Raw genomic sequence first — 15,615 nt, forward strand, 5'->3', positions numbered from 1 at the left:
ACGTGAGTGAACGGCGGGTGTGCGCGGTGATCCCGGCCGCCGGACGCGGGACGCGGCTCGGCCACGACCTCCCGAAGATCATGATCAGCCTGGCCGACGGCGTCACGGTGTGGGACGTCCTGCACCGGCGGCTGCGCCCGGCGGCCGGGCACGTGCACGTCGTGGTCTCCCCGGCGGGCGCGGGCCCGTTCGGCGAGCTGGTGGCGGGGACGCCCGGGGTGTCGGTGAGCGTTCAGGAGCGGCCGACCGGCATGGGCTCGGCGATCTTCGGCGCGGCCGGGCACTGGGCCGGGTACGAGACGATCCTCGTGGTCTGGGGCGACCAGGCGAACCTGTCGGCGCGGACCGTGCGCCGGGTCGTCGCCGCCCATCCGGGCCAGGGGCTGACCCTGCCGCTGGTGCCGATGGACGACCCGTACGTGGAGTACGAGCTGGCCGGGGAGCGGCTCGTCCGGGTGCGGCAGTCGCGCGAGGGCGACGCGTGCCGGCCGGGCGGGCTCAGCGACATCGGGGTGTTCTGCCTGGCCACCGCGGGCCTGCAACAGGCGTGGGAGCGGTACGCGGCGGGCGCGGCGCGCGGCGCGGCCACCGGCGAGGTGAACTTCCTGCCGTTCCTTGCGCATCTGTCGCGGGCCGAGGGATGGCCGGTGACGGTGGTGCCGGTGACCGACCCGGCCGAGGCGCGCGGCGTCAACACGGCCGACGACCTGGAGTTCGCCCGGCGGGCGTACGCGCGGTGCACGGGCTGAGGGGCCGCGCGGCGGGCCTGGTCCGGGGGCACCGGTGGGCGGCGGGGCCGACGCTGGTGAGCACGGCGGCCAGCGGCATCGCGGCGGCCACCACGCTGGTCGTCGCGCGCGGCGCGGGGGCGAGCGCGTTCGGCCGGTTCACGGTGGTGCTGTCGATCGCGCTGATCGTCACCGTGGTCATGCTGACGAGCCTGCACTACGTCGTGCTCCAGGAGCTGCCGCGGGCCGCGCCGGGCGAGCGTCCGGCGCTGGTCACGACGGCGCTGGCGGCGACGCTGGCGATGAGCGCCGGGCTGGCCGCGCTGGGCCTGCTGGCCGCCCCGCTGCTCACGCCCGCGCTGAACGTGGACGTCCCGGCGCTGGCCTACGGGCTGGCGCTGGCGGTGTCGATGACGGTCAACCAGCTCGCGGACGGGTTCCTGCGGGGGCTCGGCCGCTTCGCGCTGGTGGCCCGGCTGAAGCTGGCGGTCGCGGTCGCCTACCTGGGCGCCGCCTGCTTCTGCCTGCTGGTGCTGGGGATCAGGGACGCCGGGCCGTACCTGGTCGCGCTGATCGCGACGAACGCGGCGTTCGCGGTGGCGGCGACGGCGGCGGCCGGGGTGCGGCCGCGGGCGTTCTCGGCGCGGCTGGCCCGCTCGCTCTACCGGCACGGCGGGTACGTGACGGCCGTCGCCGCGCTGACCGGCCTGCTGTTCGGCGTGGACGTCCTCTACCTCAACCACTGGGCGGCCCCGGCCGACGTCGGCGTCTACGCGGTCTACAACGGCTTCCCCAAGCGGCTGCTCGGCGTGGTGTTCACCGACGGCGTGCTGCTGGTGCTGCTGCCCAGGATGGCGACCGCCGACAAACCGGCGCTGATGCGGCGGATCGCCCGGCTGGCCCCGGCCGTGGCGGGGGCGACGGCGGTCTTCTCCTTCGCCGCGAGCACGGTGTTCTTCCTGCTGATGGGCGGCGAGTACCCGTATGCGACCGGGCTGATGACGCTGTCGGCACTGGGCATCGGGGCGCACACGGCGTTCAACCTGTATTCGGTGGCGCTGTCCATGGACGGGGTGCGCGGCGCCCGCGTGCTGATCGGCTGCCTGCTCGCCGGCGCGCCGGTCGCGCTCGCCGTCCCGGCCTGGTGCGTGCGGTGGCACGGGGTGGCCGGCGGGCTGGCCGGGTTCGCGCTGGTCAACCTCCTCCTGCTGGTCGTCGTGGCGGTGACGGCCGGGCGCGTCTATCTGAAGGACCTGTCATGAGAATCGCCTGCGTCGTCAACCAGTTCCCGCCCAACGTCACGGCGGGGCTCGGCCGCTACGTCGAGCTGATCACGCCCTGGCTCGCCCGCGACCACGAGCTCACCGTCCACACGCTCAACGTCGGCGACCTGCCCGTGCACGAGCGCGTGGACGGCGTCACCGTGCACCGGCCGCGCGTCCGGCTGCCCGGCGCGCGCGGGCGGCGGCTCAACCGCACCCGCCGCGCCGAGTTCCTGCTGCTGGCCGCGCAGGTCGTGGTCAGCGACTGGCGGTACGTGCGGCGGCTGCGCCGCGGCGCCTGGCCGGACCTGGTCGCCGTGCACGACTCGACGAACTTCCTGGCCGCCCTGCTCTGCCACCACCTGCTGCGGCTGCCGGTGGTCCTGCACGTGCACACCACCGAGTACGGCGTGGCGGCGCAGCGCAGCATCCGCGACCCGCTGAACCTGTTCGCGGCGCTGGAACGCCACCTGGCCCGGATCTCGCGGCGGGTGGTGGTGGCCACGCCCGAGGTGCGCGAGCAGCTGCTGGCCGCGGGGTGGCGGCGCACGCCCGTCGACGTGGTGCCGCTCGGCGGCACGTACGAGCGGGTCGTCGCCGATCCGGCCTTCGACCGGGACGCGCTGCGGCGGGGCGCGGCGGCGCTGCGGCGGCGGCTGGGGTTGTCCGAGCAGGACAAGGTGCTGCTGTTCGTCGGCAGGATCGAACGCCAGAAGGGCGTCTACCAGCTCCTGGAGGCGATGCGCGCGGCGTCGGCCGCCGTGCCGGGGCTGCGGCTGCTGATCGTCGGCGAGGGGGACGAGGTGGGCGTCCGGCGCATCGTGGCCGCGACCGGGCTGCGCGGGCGGGTGCTCACCTCGGGCCGCTTCGTCACGGGCCGCGAGCTGCTGGAGTACTACGAGCTGGCCGACGCGTGCGTGTTCCCCTCGCTGTTCGAGCCGTTCGGGCTGGTCGCGACCGAGGCGATGGCGCTGGGACGGGCGACGCTCCTGGGCGACGGCTTCTCGCGGATCTTCCTCGGGGACGACCCGGCGCGGCCCGCGGCGCGGTTCGTCCGGGCCGCCGAGCCGGCCGACATCGCGCGCGGGATCATCGACGTCATGTCGGACGAGGCGCTGCGGCGGTCGCTGGGCGAGCGCGGCGAGCGGTTCGTCCGCGAGAGCCTGAGCTGGGAGCGCGCGGCGGCGGCGACGGCCGCGGCCTACCGGGCGGCGCTCAAGCCGCCCGGCTCCTGAGGGTCAGGCCGGGCCGCCGCGCAGGACGCGCAGGGAGCCGACGGCCAGGCCGGTGACCAGCACCACGTGCACGGCCAGGTGCACGGCCATGAAGTAGGCGGTGAAGGCCGGGCCGCGCTCCCGGTGGACGAACCGCAGCAGCTCCGGATCGGCCACCACGAACCACCCGACCAGCACGACCGGCACCGCGAACAGCGCCGGCGCGAGCAGGCCGAGCGGCAGGCAGGCCAGCGCCAGCGCGCAGGCGAGGATCCCGGCCCGGCTGTTGGCGTTCTCCGGCTTGGCCGCGCCCCGCCTGGCCGTGGCCAGCGCGAGCGGGATCAGCGGCAGCGCCCGCCGCCACTGCTCCGACAGCACGGGCAGGAAGCGGTGGCCCTCGTCGTGCCGGCCGGCCACGGCGTCGGTCAGCACGATCCGGGTGTGGACGGCCAGGCGGCTGCTGTACTCGACGTCCTCGCAGTCGCGCAGGCTCTCGTCGAGCCGGCCGGCCCGGGCCAGCACCTCGCGGCGGATGGCGGCCAGGGCGAACACGACGCTGTTGACCTCGCCCAGGTGCCGGCGCCGCCAGTGGACCTGGTGCAGCAGCCGGTACCACTCGACCGGGCCGTCGTCGATCAGCGGCTCGGTGTCGTAGACGCCGTGCACGCAGCCGACGCCCGGATCGGCCTCCAGGATCGCGACGGCGTTGGCGACCGCGTCGGGCCGCAGCGCCACGTCGCTGTCCAGGAAGAAGATCACCTCGCCGGTCGTGTGCTCGACGCCGGCGTTCCTGGCCGCCGACACGCCCCGGTTGGCGGGCAGGCGCACGACCCGGCAGCCCAGCTCCTCGGCGATGGCCGCCGAGCCGTCGGAGCCGGCGTCGTCGACGACCACGATCTCGTCGGGCAGGCGGGTCTGGGCCAGCACCGACTCCAGGCACAGGCGCAGGGTCCTGGCCGCGTTGTAGCACGGCACGATCAGCGAAACCGTCGTCACGAGCGTTGCCCTCCGGCGAGTTCCCGGTCGCGGTCACCACGGCCCGCGGCCCTGCTCCATGATCTCGCACGGACCCCCGTCTCAGCCAGTCATGATCCCGCCGAGCACGTCGTCCAGGGTGACGACGCCGAGCACCTGCCCGGACTCGTCGGCGACGGCGGCGAGCTGGGCGCGGCGGGCGCGCATGACGGCCAGCACCTGGGCCAGGGTGGCGGTGGCGGGCACCTGCGGCAGCGCGCGCACGGGCAGCGGCTCGCGGGCGCCGTGGCCGTTCAGCGCGTCCAGGACGTGCAGGTAGCCGCGCAGTTCGGCGGGGTCGGCGCCGTGCACGGGGAAGCGGGAGTGGCCGTGGCGGCCGGCGTACCGTTGCAGGCCGGCGCTGTCGATGGTCTCGGGCACGCTGACGACCTCGCTCATCGGCACCATCACCGAGCCGACCGGGCGGGCGTGCAGGGCGAGGGTGGCGATCAGGCGGTCGCGTTCGTCCTGGCGCAGCAGGCGGTGGCGGCGCGACTCCTCGATGAGCACGGGCAGCTCGCCGGAGGTGTAGACCGTACGGACCTCCTCGGCGGACGGGACGCGCAGCAGCCGCAGCACCACCCCCGCCATGGCCTTGACCAGCGTCAGCACCGGCCGGGTGGCCCTGGCCAGCACGAACAGCGGCGGCACCAGCCACAGCGCGGCCACGTCGGGCGCCGACAGCGCCAGGTTCTTCGGCACCATCTCGCCGATGATCACGTGCGCGGCGACCACCAGCAGCAGGGCCAGCGCGAAGGCGATCGGATGGACCAGCCGCTCGGGCAGCCCCGCGGCGGCCAGCAGCGGCCCGACCGCCCCGGCCACCACCGGCTCCCCTGCCGCGCCGAGCACCAGCGAGGCCAGCGTCACGCCGAGCTGCGCCGCCGCCAGCATGGTCGGGACGGCGTTCATGGCGGCGAGCACGGCCTGCGCCCGCCGCGACCCGTCGCGCGCCCGCGGCTCGATCAGGGTGCGGCGGGCGGAGATGAGCGCGAACTCCGCGCCCACGAAGAAGCCGTTGACGGCCAGCAGCAGCACGATGACCAGCCCTTGGGCGAGGCTCACCGGCGCTCCCCCGCCCGGCCCGGGGCGGTCAGCGTGACCTGCTCGATCCGGCGTCCTCGCATGGTCTCCACCCGCAGCACCCATTCGCGCACCGCGACCTCGTCGCCCGGGTCCGGGATGCGGCCGAGGGCGGCCAGCACCAGCCCGGCGAGCGTCTCGTAGGGGCCCTGCGGCATGCGGAAGCCGGTGCGCTCCTCGACCTCGTCGGCGCGCAGCAGGGCCGGCAGGCTCACCGAGGCGCCCGGCGCGAGCAGCACGGGCGAGGGCTCGTCGGACTGCTCCTCGGGCAGGTCGTACTCGTCGGCGATGTCGCCGATCAGCTCCTCCACCAGGTCCTCGACGGTCACGACGCCGGCCAGGCCGCCGTACTCGTCGATCACGACGGCCATCTCGGCGCGGGCGGAGGCCAGGCGCTCCTGCACGACCTCCAGCCGCAGCGTCTCGGGCACCTGGAGGGCGGGCCGGGCGATGGCGGCCACCGGGGTCGTGTCGCGTTCGGACGGGGGCACCGCGCAGGCCCCGGGGACGCTGGCGATGCCGAGGATGTCGTCGCGTTCCGCGCCGCAGACCGGGATGCGCAGGTGGCGGCGGCTCCTGGCCAGCTTGAGGAAGTCGGCGACGCTGGTGGTGCCGGGGACGGTCACGCAGTCCGTACGCGGGGTCATGGCCTCGGCCGCGGTCTTGCCGCCGAAGCGCAGGGCCCGCTGGAGCATGGCGGCGGTGCCGGGCTGGAGCACGCCGGCCTCGGCCGACAGGCGTACCAGCAGGCCCAGCTCCTCGGGCGAGCGGGCGGAGGCCAGCTCCTCCTGGGGCTCGGCGCCGAGCCGTCGGACGATCGCGTCGGCGACGGCGTTGCACAGCCGGATCAGCGGCCCGCACGCCGCCGAGAACGCCCGCTGCGGCGGCGTCGCCAGCCGGGCCACCGCGAGCGGCCTGGACAGGGCGGCGTTCTTGGGCACCAGCTCGCCCAGCACCATCTGCGCCACCGTGGACAGCGCGATCGCCAGCACGACCGGCGCCACCGGGACGCCGCCCAGCAGCGGGTCGAGCAGGTCGGCGATGGCGGGCTCGGCCACGACGCCGAGCAGCAGCGAGGTGACGGTGATGCCGAGCTGGGCGCCCGACAGGTGGAACGACAGCCGTTGCACCGCGGCCTCGACGCCCTGGGCGCCCCGGTCGCCGTCCTCGGCGAGCTGGCGGACCTGGCCGCGTTCGACGGTGACGAGGGAGAACTCGGCCGCGACGAAGATGCCGTTGGCCAGGATCAGGGCCAGGGCCGCGAGCAGGTGGACGGCGTCGAGGAGCACGTCAGCCCGGGCCCTCGGGTAACGCTCCGGGCGGGGCCGCGGCGGGCCGTCGGCCGTACTCAGACTCCACGGGCGAAAGCTAGCATCCGGCTCGGGCCCACGGAAGTCATGACGAACCGCCAGTGATCAGACGTTGCCCATCACGCGCGTCACCCGGATCTCCAGCACCACCCTGGACGGGTTGGGCCGGGGCGGCTTGTAGCGGGCGGTGTACCGGCGTTCGGCGTCGGCGACCTGCTCGGGCTCGGTGCGCACCACGGCCCGCCCCTCCAGGGTGGACCAGCGGCGGCCGTCGACCTGGCACAGCGACACCGCCGCGCCGTCCGGGCCGTTCGCGCCGATCAGGCGGGCCTTGCGGGAGGAGCCCGAGGTGATCACGCGGGCGGTCGCGGTGTCCAGGTCGAGGGTCGCGCCGACAGGAACGACGTGCGGCGGTCCGCCGTCGCGGGCGGTGGCGAGCGTGCACAGGTGCCGCTCCCGCCAGAACGCGGCGAACTCCTCGCCCAGCTCGGCCAGGTCCACGATCCTCCTCAGGGGTTCCGGGCGAGCGTCATCGTACCGGGCCCGCCGGGGCCGGATCGGGGCGGCTCAGGACGGCGGGCCCTGGCGGGCGTGCGAGGTGTAGATCCCGACCTCGTCGGGGCGGATCAGGCCGTCCTGGATGGCGCAGATGAGCAGTTTCTCCTTGGTCGGCGCGGGCCGGCCGGCCGCCGCGTACTTGACCCTGGCCCGGTCGATGTACTGGCGCACGGTGCGTTCCTTGATGCCCATGCGGGCCGCGACCGACGCCTTCGACATCGACTGGAACCAGAACAGCAGCGCCGCCCGCTCCTTGTCCGACAGCTGGGGGCGGTGGGGGCCCTCGTCCGTGGCGATGGCCTGGGCCATGGGCAGCGTCACGGACGGCCGGTCGGCGGCCACCTCCATGATCGTCTCCAGGCAGGACTCGCGGGTGGCGCGTCCCTTGCCGATGAACGCCGACGCGCCCGCGTCCAGCACCGCCCGGACGATCTCGGGCTCCTCGTGCTCGGAGAAGACGATCACCCGCTGGCCGTCCGCGCACAGGCCGCCCACCCGGTCGGCGACCATCGTGCCGTTGAGGTTGAGGTCGAGCAGCAGCACGTCGGCGGCCACGCCGCGGACCGACTCGATCGTGGGCCCCTGGGCGACCAGCTCGACGCCGCTGCCCGGCCCGAACCAGGAGCGCACGCCGTCCACCACCACCTGGTGGTCCTCGACCAGGGCGACCGTCACGGGCGCTGCCAGATGCTGTTGACCCATACCTCCCCTCCCTGGCGCTGATAGGTGACCACGACCCCGCTGGGCTCGCGCACCGGGATGGGGCTGACCGGCAGGTCGTCGTTGTCGGCGACGACGGCCACGCTCACCATCGCCGACATCGCCGACACGGTGACCCTGGCCCGCGAGCGGGCGCCGTCCAGCGCCAGGACGGGCGCCCTGAGCAGATCCTCCCGCACGCCCTCGGGCAGCGCGGGCAGGTTCTCGCCGAACGGCGGCGCGGTCACCAGCACCTGGCGCCGCTCGGCCGCGTCGATGCGCTCGCGCAGCGCGGCCACCAGCGCGTCCGGGACGTCCTCGCGCTCGGTGATCAGCCGGCGCAGCCGCATGGCGCCGGCCGTGCAGTCCTCGCGGACGCGCGGGTCGCCGGGGTCGGCGCCGTCGGCGAGCTGCTGGAGCAGCGACTCGGCCACGTCCCTGATGGCGGCGTACCTGCGGATGCGGTCGGCGTGGATGCTCCTGGCCGACTCCCGCCAGGCGTCGTCGGCGGCGAGCCGCCGGGCCAGCAGCACGGCGTCCTCGGCGCGGGCGCGCAGCAGGGCGCAGCCGGCCGTGTAGCCGAGCTGCATGGTGACGCCGCCGACGACGACCACCAGGTACTTGGCGATCGAGACCCGGTCGAACGCCCCGGCCACGGCCATCGCGGCCAGCATGACGGCGGCGTTGACGGCCAGGAAGGCGCCCAGCTCCGCCCGCCAGCGCGGCCGGTTCCAGGCCAGCATGACGCCCAGCCAGCCGACCGACCCCCATCCCCAGTCGCTGATGCCGAGCAGGTCCTGCGGGCGGCAGGCCACGATCACCGCGACGTCGGCGGCCAGCGCCGCGACCGCCAGGCCGAGGACGCGGTCCGGGCCGCGCGAGGCGCGCGAGAGCGACAGGCCCGCGATCACGCCGACCACCGTGTAGACGACCCAGGCGGCCGCGGCGAGCAGCGGCCAGCGGAAGGAGCTCCAGCCGGTGACGGTGACGGTGAGGTCGTAGCCGGTGTGCCAGAAGCCGGCGATGACGGCCGCGCCGAGCGCGGTGTAGCGGGCGTAGCGCTGGGCGACCTGCTCGATGTCGTCGGTCACGGCCGCCACCACATGCTCACCCGCGTGCCGGTGTCGCCGGAGGAGATCCGGGCGCCGCCGCCGCGCAGCGCGTTCATCGTGTCGAGGATCGAGCCGCGCACGCCGAACCGGTCGGGCGGCAGGCGGTCCTGGTCGAAGCCGTGGCCCGCGTCGGCGACCTCCACCCGGATCTCGCCGTCGTGCCCGCTGGAGACCAGGACGGCCTCGGCCACGCCGGCGTGCAGCGCGACGTTGGCCAGGGCCTCGGTGACGGCGCGGGCGAAGTGCTCGGCGACGTCGCCGGGGACGGTCTGCGGGATCAGGCTTCGGCGCACGTCGAGGCCGGGCACGCGGCCGGCCACCTCGTCGAGCAGGGCGTCCAGGGCGATGGGGGCGGTCTCGGGGCGTGGCCGGTCGCGCAGCTTCTCCAGCGCGGCCAGGTCGGCGCCCACCTGGGAGCGCAGGGTGGGCGACGGCTCGTCGTAGGTGCCGAGGCCGACCATGGTCAGGGTGTGCAGGGCGGTCTCGTGGATGCTGGCGACCTGGCGCAGCTCGTCCTCGCGGCGCAGGCGTTCGACCATGAGAGCGATCTCGGCCCGCGCGCTCTCGCGCAGGAACGCGTCGGCGGAGGCGGCCGAGCGGCGCAGCAGGGTCATCAGGATCACGATCGCCAGGAGCTGGACGAGGTGGATGCCCAGCGTGCCGGCCACGTCCTGGGACGGCGCGGCCAGCCGCACCCCCGCCAGGTACGCCCCCGCCACGGCCAGCCCGGCCGGCACGGCGATCCGGGGCCGCCAGGTCACCCCGATGACGACGATCGTCATGGTGACCAGCCCCGCGATCCAGCTCGACCCGGCGTCGAACGCCCGGACCGGCACCAGGTGGCGCTGGGCCAGGCAGGCCGCCACGGTGGTCGCCGCGTCACCGGCCACCAGCCAGTGCGGCAACGGCTCCTCGCCGCGTAACCGGCGCAGGTAGAGCCCGGTCCACACCAGGCCGGCCGCCAGCGCGGGCGCCAGCCACGCGGCCGAGACCGGCGGGACCGCGCCGAGACCGGCCGCGACCACCGCCACCAGGCCGACGGCCCCGCGCGCGCCCGCGGCGGTACGCGCGACGGCCTTGTCGAGCTGCCTGGTCGCGGAGTCGTACCTCGTGTCGTGTCTCGGGTCGTGTCTCGGGTCGAGCCTCTTGCCGTGACGCGTGGAGCCGGGGTGAGCCATGTGCGATCCGCCCGCGAAGAGGGCACAGGACGGGTCCCACAATATCGACTTTGAACAGGCTTGTTCCCGTCATGACGGTCGGCTGTTTCCATGGCTCTTCCTCGGGGGGCCGGCGGCTCTCCGGCGCGGGTGCGCCGCCCTGCCTCACTGTGGGTCGCGCGGGCCCCGGGCGGCATGACGGCTGATCGGCCGTCGTGCCGCCACGACGGCTGATCGGCCGTCAGTCGCATTCCACGCAAGAGGGATGTACTGGACAGGTGTCGTCGCGCGCGACGGGAGGGACGATCATGACTGTTTTCTCGATCTCGATTCTGCTCGGCTGCCTCTCGGTGATGGCGGTCCGTGGCCGCCGGGGGGACTGGCCGCCCGGCATGCCCGCGGCGCGGCCCCGGCTGGTGACCGCGGGCGGCACGTACGACGGCTCGCACGGCCACCCCTCCGACGCCTACGTCGTCCAGGAGCGGGTGATCGCGCTGGCCGACGGGCAGGGCGGCACGGAGGTCGCGCACACGGCGGCCGCGCTGGCCCTGGGCGCCGTGGTCGCCGCCCGGCCGCAGCACTCCGCCCGGCGGGAGGAGGACCTGGACGAGTGCGCCCAGGCCGCCCACCGGGCCGTCCGGCGGGCCGCGTTGCGCACGCCGTCCAGGCCGGCGCTGGTGACGACGATGGACCTGCTGGTGCTCGTCCCCGGGGAGACGCCGTGCCTGCGCTTCGCCCACGTGGGCAACGGCGCGATCTGGCATTGCGCCAAGGGCGGCAAGCCGCGCCGGCTCACCACGTCGCACTCCTTCGACGACGGCCCGCTGCTGCGCGGGATCGGGCTGGCCTCCACGCTGAACCCCGAGGTCGGCACCGTGCCGCTGCGGCCGGGCGACCGCGTGGCGGTGGTCACCGACGGCGTGCTGAAGGCGCTGGGCGAGCACCGGCTGACCGAGCTGCTCGCCGTCGGCCCGTCCCCGGCAGCCTGCCTGGACCGGCTGTACGACGAGGTGGCCGCCGCGGCGCCCAAGGACGACGCCACGATGGTCGTCGCCGACTTCGTCACCGCCTGACCTCCGGACGCCTGTGGAACGTGCCACCCGACACGTAGGCGGGGGCCGGGTGGCACGCCGGGGGTCAGGCCAGGCGCTGGAGGAGGCCGTAGACGAACAGGGCGCGGCGGGGCGTGCCCTGGCAGGCGAAGTCGACCGCCCAGTGGTGCGGGGCCGACCCCTCGCCCTGGAAGCTCACCGGGAAGCTCGCGCCGACGTCGGCCACGACGCATCCCCACGGGGTCAGGTCGGCGGCCGACAGCCGCCCGTCGCCGCCGGGCCGCACGAACCACAGGTTCCACACCTCGCCGCCGGGGCCGGTCAGCGCCTCGAACTCCAGCTCCGGCCAGGACGGCAGCCGCCAGCGGGCCACGTCGCAGGTCAGGCTGCCGAACGGGGCCGCGCCCGCGTGCGCGGGCGGGCCGAGCGCCATCCGCAGCGCGGCCCGGCCCTTGGGCGCCGCCGGGGAGTGGGCCAGCCGGGTCCAGTGGGCGTGGGCGGCGCGCAGCTCGGCGCGGGAGGCGTCCATGTCGGCCAGCGCCTGCTCGACGCGGCCCGGGTTGAGGTCGCGCATGCGGTGCATCAGGGCCAGCTCGAACTGGCGTACGCCGAATCGCATGGCCCCCAGCCTGCCAGGCGTCCTGACCTGCGTATGCTCCCCGTCATGAACAAACGGGGGCAGATCACTCTCCGCGAGCTGCTCGCCTTCGACGAGGGCGGCGTCCTGCGGCTGCTGCTCGCGCCGTCGGGCCAGGACGTGCACGTGTCCGGGATGATCATCGGCGACGAGGGACCCGCCCGCTCGTACGCGGGCCGGATCGTGCTCGCGGCCGGGCTGTTCCACTCCACCGGCGCGGCCACCGCCTCCATCCGCGAGGCGGCGCGGCGCGGCGCGGCAGCGGTGGTCGTGCGGGCGGGCGAGGACCTGGCCGACGACGCGCTCGACGCGGCCGAGCAGGGCGGCATCGCCCTGCTGGCCCGCGCCGAGTGGGCCGACTGGGACGACGTGGCGACCCTGCTGCGCTCGGCCGCCGCCTACGGCGAGGCGGGACGCGGCGACCGGATGGCCGAGGCCACGGCGGGCGGCGGGCTGGCCGCGCTGGCGTCGGTGGTCGCCGAGTTCACCGGCGGCTCGATCACCATCGAGGACACCCAGTTCCGCGTCCTGGCGCACTCGGCCACCGGGCCGGAGGCCGACGAGCTGCGCCGCTCCACCATCCTGGGCGGCCGGGTGCCCGACTGGCGGGTGGACGAGCTGCGCCGCAGCGGCCTGCTGCGCACCCTGTGGTCCTCCGGCGAGGTGATCCACCGGCCCGCCGACGGCGACACCCCCGAGCGGCTGATCATCGCCATCCGCAGCGGGCGGGAGATGCTGGGCTCGATCTGGGCCGCCGCCGACGGCCGCAGCCTGTCGCCCAACGCGGCCAGCGCGCTGAGCCGGGCCGCGGAGGTGGCGGTGCCGTACCTGGTGCAGCACCGGCTGCGGGAGAGCGGCGCGCGGCTGCGCGAGGAGCACGCGCTGCGCGGGCTGCTGGGCGGCGAGGGCGACATGAGCACCCACGCCTGGACGCTGGGCCTGCCGCCCGACCTGCGCTGCGCCGTCGTGATCGCCGAGACCGGCCCCGACGCGGCGGGCGAGGGCGCGGCGGCCCGGGGCCCGGCCGGGGAGCGGGTGCTGGAGGTGCTCGCGCTGCACGCCGCCTCCTACCGGACGGGGGTGCGGGTGCTGCGGGAGACCGGCCGGGTGCTGGCCCTGGTGCCGGTGCGCGGCGGCGACGAGCGGGACGTGCTCGGGCTGGCCCGCGAGCTGGACGGGCTGGCCGCCTCGACGCCGGGCGCCGCCGCGGTGCTGGTGGGGGCGGGGTCGGTGGCCGCCTCGCCGCTGGTCGCGGCGGGCTCGCGGGAGGAGGCCGACCTGGTCGTACGGGTCCTGCGCGGCCGCGACGCCGGTCCCCGCCACGCCCTGGCGGCCGACCTCGGCCCCGCCCTGGACGTGCTGCGCGTCCTGGACGCCGTCCGCCCGGTGTGGGAGCGCGGCAGCGGCCCGGTGTACGACCTGGTCCACGCCGACCTGGCGGCGGGCGGCGAGCTGGTCCGCTCGATCGCCGCCTACCTCGACGCCGCCGGGGACGTCGGCCGCGCCGCCCGCCGGCTGGTCCTGCACCCGAACACCCTGCGCTACCGGCTGCGCCGGGTCCGCGAGCGCTTCGGCGTCGACCTCGACGACCCCGACACCCGGCTGCTGCTCACGCTCGCCGTCCGGCTGGCCGCCTGACCTGGGGCTCCGGATTTTCCTTGGCCGAGTGGACAAAGCCGCATACGGGCTTTGTCCGCCCGGCTGAAGACTTGGCCTGCGGTCATGGCCGAATCTCGTCTGGCCCCCTCCGAAACTCCCTCTTTCCCGATGCATCCAGGAGCCTTGGACGTGATCCAGAGCAGTGCCACGCTCGCGCCCGCCCCGGCCCGCGGCACCACCGCCGAACGCGCCGCCCACGTGCTGCGCCATGCCGTGCGCGCCGGCGCGCTCGGACCGGGCGAGCCGGTCGCCGGCTTCGTCGACACCGCCGGCGTGCGGGACTCGGTCAGGGCGTTGCACGAGGCGTTCGGCGAGGTCCCGGACGTGCTGCACACCTTCGCCGCCAAGGCCGCGTCGCTGATCCCCGTCCTGCGGCTGCTGGCCGCCTCGGGCATGGGGTGCGAGGTCGCCAGCCCCGGCGAGCTGCGGATCGCGCTGGAGGCCGGGTTCGCGCCGGGCACGATCGTCTTCGACTCCCCCGCCAAGACCCGCGAGGAGCTGCGCCAGGCCCTGTCGCTGGGCGTCGCGGTCAACGCCGACAGCCTGGCCGAGCTGCGCCGCATCGACGAGCTGCGCGCGCCGGACTCCTCCTCGGTGCTGGGATTGCGGGTGAACCCGCAGGTCGGCACCGGCACGATCGGCGCGATGAGCACCGCGACCGCCACCTCCAAGTTCGGCGTCGCGCTGCGCGACCCGGGGGCCCGCGAGGCCGTCGTCCGCGCCTTCGCCGAACGGCCCTGGCTGACCCGGCTGCACGCGCACGTCGGCTCGCAGGGCTGCCCGCTGGAGCTGATCGCGGCGGGCATCGCCGAGACGTACCGGCTGGCCGAGGAGATCAACGCGACGCTCGGGGACCGCCAGATCACCAGCATCGACATCGGCGGCGGCCTGCCGGTGAACTTCGACGGCGACGAGGTGGCCCCCACCTACGCCGACTACGTCGCCACGCTGCGCGCGGCCGTCCCCGGGCTGTTCGACGGCCGGTACGCGCTGGTCACCGAGTTCGGCCGGTCGCTGCTGGCCAAGAACGGCTTCGTCGCGGCGCTGGTGGAGTACACCAAGGACGCGGGCGGGCGGCGGGTGGCGATCACCCACGCGGGCGCGCAGGTCGCCACCCGCACGGTGCTCATGCCGGACGCCTGGCCGCTGCGGGTCGGCGCGTACGGCCCGGCGGGCGACCCCAAGGACGGCCCGCTGCTCGCCCAGGACGTCGCCGGCCCGTGCTGCTTCGCCGGTGACGTGGTCGCGCACGCCAGGGAGCTGCCGGAGCTGGCCGAGGGCGACATCGTCGTGCTGCACGACACCGGCGCCTACTACTTCTCCACCCCGTGGGCCTACAACAGCCTGCCCTATCCGGCGGTGCACGGCTTCACCGTCACGGCGGACGGCGACGTCCGGCTGAGCGAGGTGCGCCCGGCGCAGACCCTGGACGAGATCGCCGCGGCCAGCGGGCTGGCGCAGGCCGACGCGCTGACCGGTCTCCTGGCGGCCACCGCCTGACGCCTGCCGTCCCAACTATGGCGGTATGTCCTGGTTTGCGAGGATTGTTTTCGCGGGTGGGGGTATGTCTACCAGCGAGTATGGAGTTCTCGCTCCATTTCGGGGGAACCTTCCGGGCCGTCGCCCGGAAGGCGCGACAGGCGGCTCTCCGCCTTGAGGGCCGCCGGATCCGGGGGAACCCACATGCGCAAGACGCTCACCGGCCTGGGGATGGCATTCTGCTTGGCGCTGGCCCCGGCCGCCACCGCTGTGGCGGACACGCCCGTCGTCCAGAGCCAGGCGACGCCGAGCCCGCAACCGACCGAGACCAGACACGACGAGGGCGGCGGCAACGGCGGTCTGTGGGGCCTGCTGGGGCTGCTCGGCCTGCTGGGGCTGGCGGGCCTGCGCAAGGGCCGCAACCCGGCGGGGACGGCTGAGCACATGACCACGCGTCCCACGGGAACCACCGGCACCACCGGCACCACCGGCACCACCGGCACCACGGGGACCACGGGGACCGCGACGGGGACCACCGCCAACCCCACCCGCCCGCAGCGTCCGTAACGCAGGACGCGGGCGGTGCCCGGCACGCTCCGGCGCGCCGGGCACCACGCTGCCCGGCCCCCCTGGGGCCGCCACAGCACCGCG

Annotated in this window: 15 protein-coding genes; 7 read left to right on the forward strand and 8 right to left on the reverse strand. The window is 75.5% G+C overall.

Annotated elements, in window-relative coordinates; all coding sequences use genetic code 11:
- Positions 1–2: 2 nt before the first annotated feature.
- From ACIBQ8_RS43045 to ACIBQ8_RS43055, 3 genes are read left to right on the forward strand one after another with little or no spacing between them, the layout of a single operon-like run.
- The gene (locus tag ACIBQ8_RS43045; RefSeq protein WP_397195010.1) at positions 3–749 is read left to right on the forward strand and encodes an NTP transferase domain-containing protein; all 747 of its coding nucleotides are present in this window, start codon (positions 3–5) and stop codon (positions 747–749) included.
- Positions 737–1,990, forward strand: a complete 1,254-nt coding sequence (locus tag ACIBQ8_RS43050) for a lipopolysaccharide biosynthesis protein (protein WP_397195011.1) — start codon at positions 737–739, stop codon at positions 1,988–1,990. Before ACIBQ8_RS43045 ends, ACIBQ8_RS43050 begins: the two co-directional genes overlap by 13 nt.
- A complete protein-coding gene (locus ACIBQ8_RS43055; protein WP_397195012.1) occupies positions 1,987–3,225 on the forward strand; it encodes a glycosyltransferase family 4 protein in 1,239 nt (412 codons plus the stop codon). Before ACIBQ8_RS43050 ends, ACIBQ8_RS43055 begins: the two co-directional genes overlap by 4 nt.
- A 3-nt stretch (positions 3,226–3,228) precedes the next feature.
- Here the strand turns inward: ACIBQ8_RS43055 and ACIBQ8_RS43060 are convergent, their stop codons facing one another.
- The 7 genes from ACIBQ8_RS43060 to ACIBQ8_RS43090 all read right to left on the reverse strand — a co-directional run bounded on the left by ACIBQ8_RS43060 (position 3,229) and on the right by ACIBQ8_RS43090 (position 10,158).
- Complete coding sequence (locus ACIBQ8_RS43060) at positions 3,229–4,200, reverse strand: glycosyltransferase family 2 protein (RefSeq protein WP_397174481.1); 972 nt, start codon at positions 4,198–4,200, stop codon at positions 3,229–3,231.
- 81 nt (positions 4,201–4,281) lie between these two features.
- Positions 4,282–5,283, reverse strand: a complete 1,002-nt coding sequence (locus ACIBQ8_RS43065) for a hemolysin family protein (protein ID WP_397195013.1) — start codon at positions 5,281–5,283, stop codon at positions 4,282–4,284.
- Positions 5,280–6,590 (reverse strand): hemolysin family protein, encoded by a 1,311-nt coding sequence (locus ACIBQ8_RS43070; protein WP_397174477.1) that lies wholly within the window; start codon positions 6,588–6,590, stop codon positions 5,280–5,282. The genes ACIBQ8_RS43065 and ACIBQ8_RS43070 overlap by 4 nt, the downstream gene beginning before the upstream one ends.
- 126 nt (positions 6,591–6,716) lie before the next feature.
- Positions 6,717–7,112 (reverse strand): pyridoxamine 5'-phosphate oxidase family protein, encoded by a 396-nt coding sequence (locus ACIBQ8_RS43075; protein ID WP_397195014.1) that lies wholly within the window; start codon positions 7,110–7,112, stop codon positions 6,717–6,719.
- Between the two features lie 66 nt (positions 7,113–7,178).
- The gene (locus tag ACIBQ8_RS43080; RefSeq protein ID WP_364338633.1) at positions 7,179–7,871 is read right to left on the reverse strand and encodes a sigma factor-like helix-turn-helix DNA-binding protein; all 693 of its coding nucleotides are present in this window, start codon (positions 7,869–7,871) and stop codon (positions 7,179–7,181) included.
- The gene (locus tag ACIBQ8_RS43085) at positions 7,841–8,959 is read right to left on the reverse strand and encodes a hypothetical protein (protein WP_397195015.1); all 1,119 of its coding nucleotides are present in this window, start codon (positions 8,957–8,959) and stop codon (positions 7,841–7,843) included. The genes ACIBQ8_RS43080 and ACIBQ8_RS43085 overlap by 31 nt, the downstream gene beginning before the upstream one ends.
- A complete protein-coding gene (locus tag ACIBQ8_RS43090; RefSeq protein ID WP_397195016.1) occupies positions 8,956–10,158 on the reverse strand; it encodes a sensor histidine kinase in 1,203 nt (400 codons plus the stop codon). The genes ACIBQ8_RS43085 and ACIBQ8_RS43090 overlap by 4 nt, the downstream gene beginning before the upstream one ends.
- 287 nt (positions 10,159–10,445) lie before the next feature.
- Between ACIBQ8_RS43090 and ACIBQ8_RS43095 the strand changes: the two genes are divergently transcribed.
- Entirely contained in the window at positions 10,446–11,210 is a 765-nt protein-coding gene (locus tag ACIBQ8_RS43095) for a PP2C family protein-serine/threonine phosphatase (RefSeq protein WP_397195017.1), read from the forward strand.
- A 64-nt stretch (positions 11,211–11,274) separates the two neighbouring features.
- On the opposite strand, the gene ACIBQ8_RS43100 is transcribed toward ACIBQ8_RS43095, so the two are convergent.
- Positions 11,275–11,808 carry a hypothetical protein gene (locus ACIBQ8_RS43100; protein ID WP_397195018.1) on the reverse strand — a complete coding sequence of 178 codons (534 nt, stop codon included), beginning with the start codon at positions 11,806–11,808 and terminating at the stop codon, positions 11,275–11,277.
- A 45-nt stretch (positions 11,809–11,853) separates the two neighbouring features.
- Here ACIBQ8_RS43100 and ACIBQ8_RS43105 point away from each other — a divergent pair, with 45 nt between their 5' ends.
- The 3 genes from ACIBQ8_RS43105 (at position 11,854) to ACIBQ8_RS43115 (ending at position 15,531) form a co-directional block, all read left to right on the forward strand.
- Positions 11,854–13,464 carry a PucR family transcriptional regulator gene (locus ACIBQ8_RS43105; RefSeq protein WP_397195019.1) on the forward strand — a complete coding sequence of 537 codons (1,611 nt, stop codon included), beginning with the start codon at positions 11,854–11,856 and terminating at the stop codon, positions 13,462–13,464.
- A 150-nt stretch (positions 13,465–13,614) separates the two neighbouring features.
- Positions 13,615–14,985, forward strand: a complete 1,371-nt coding sequence (locus tag ACIBQ8_RS43110) for a diaminopimelate decarboxylase (protein WP_397195020.1) — start codon at positions 13,615–13,617, stop codon at positions 14,983–14,985.
- A gap of 183 nt (positions 14,986–15,168) precedes the next feature.
- On the forward strand, positions 15,169–15,531 hold the full coding sequence (locus ACIBQ8_RS43115) for a WGxxGxxG family protein (RefSeq protein ID WP_397195021.1): 363 nt from the start codon (positions 15,169–15,171) through the stop codon (positions 15,529–15,531).
- Positions 15,532–15,615 lie beyond the last annotated feature (84 nt).

It is taken from the genome of Nonomuraea sp. NPDC049646, assembly GCF_044465525.1.
Lineage (GTDB): Bacteria > Actinomycetota > Actinomycetes > Streptosporangiales > Streptosporangiaceae > Nonomuraea.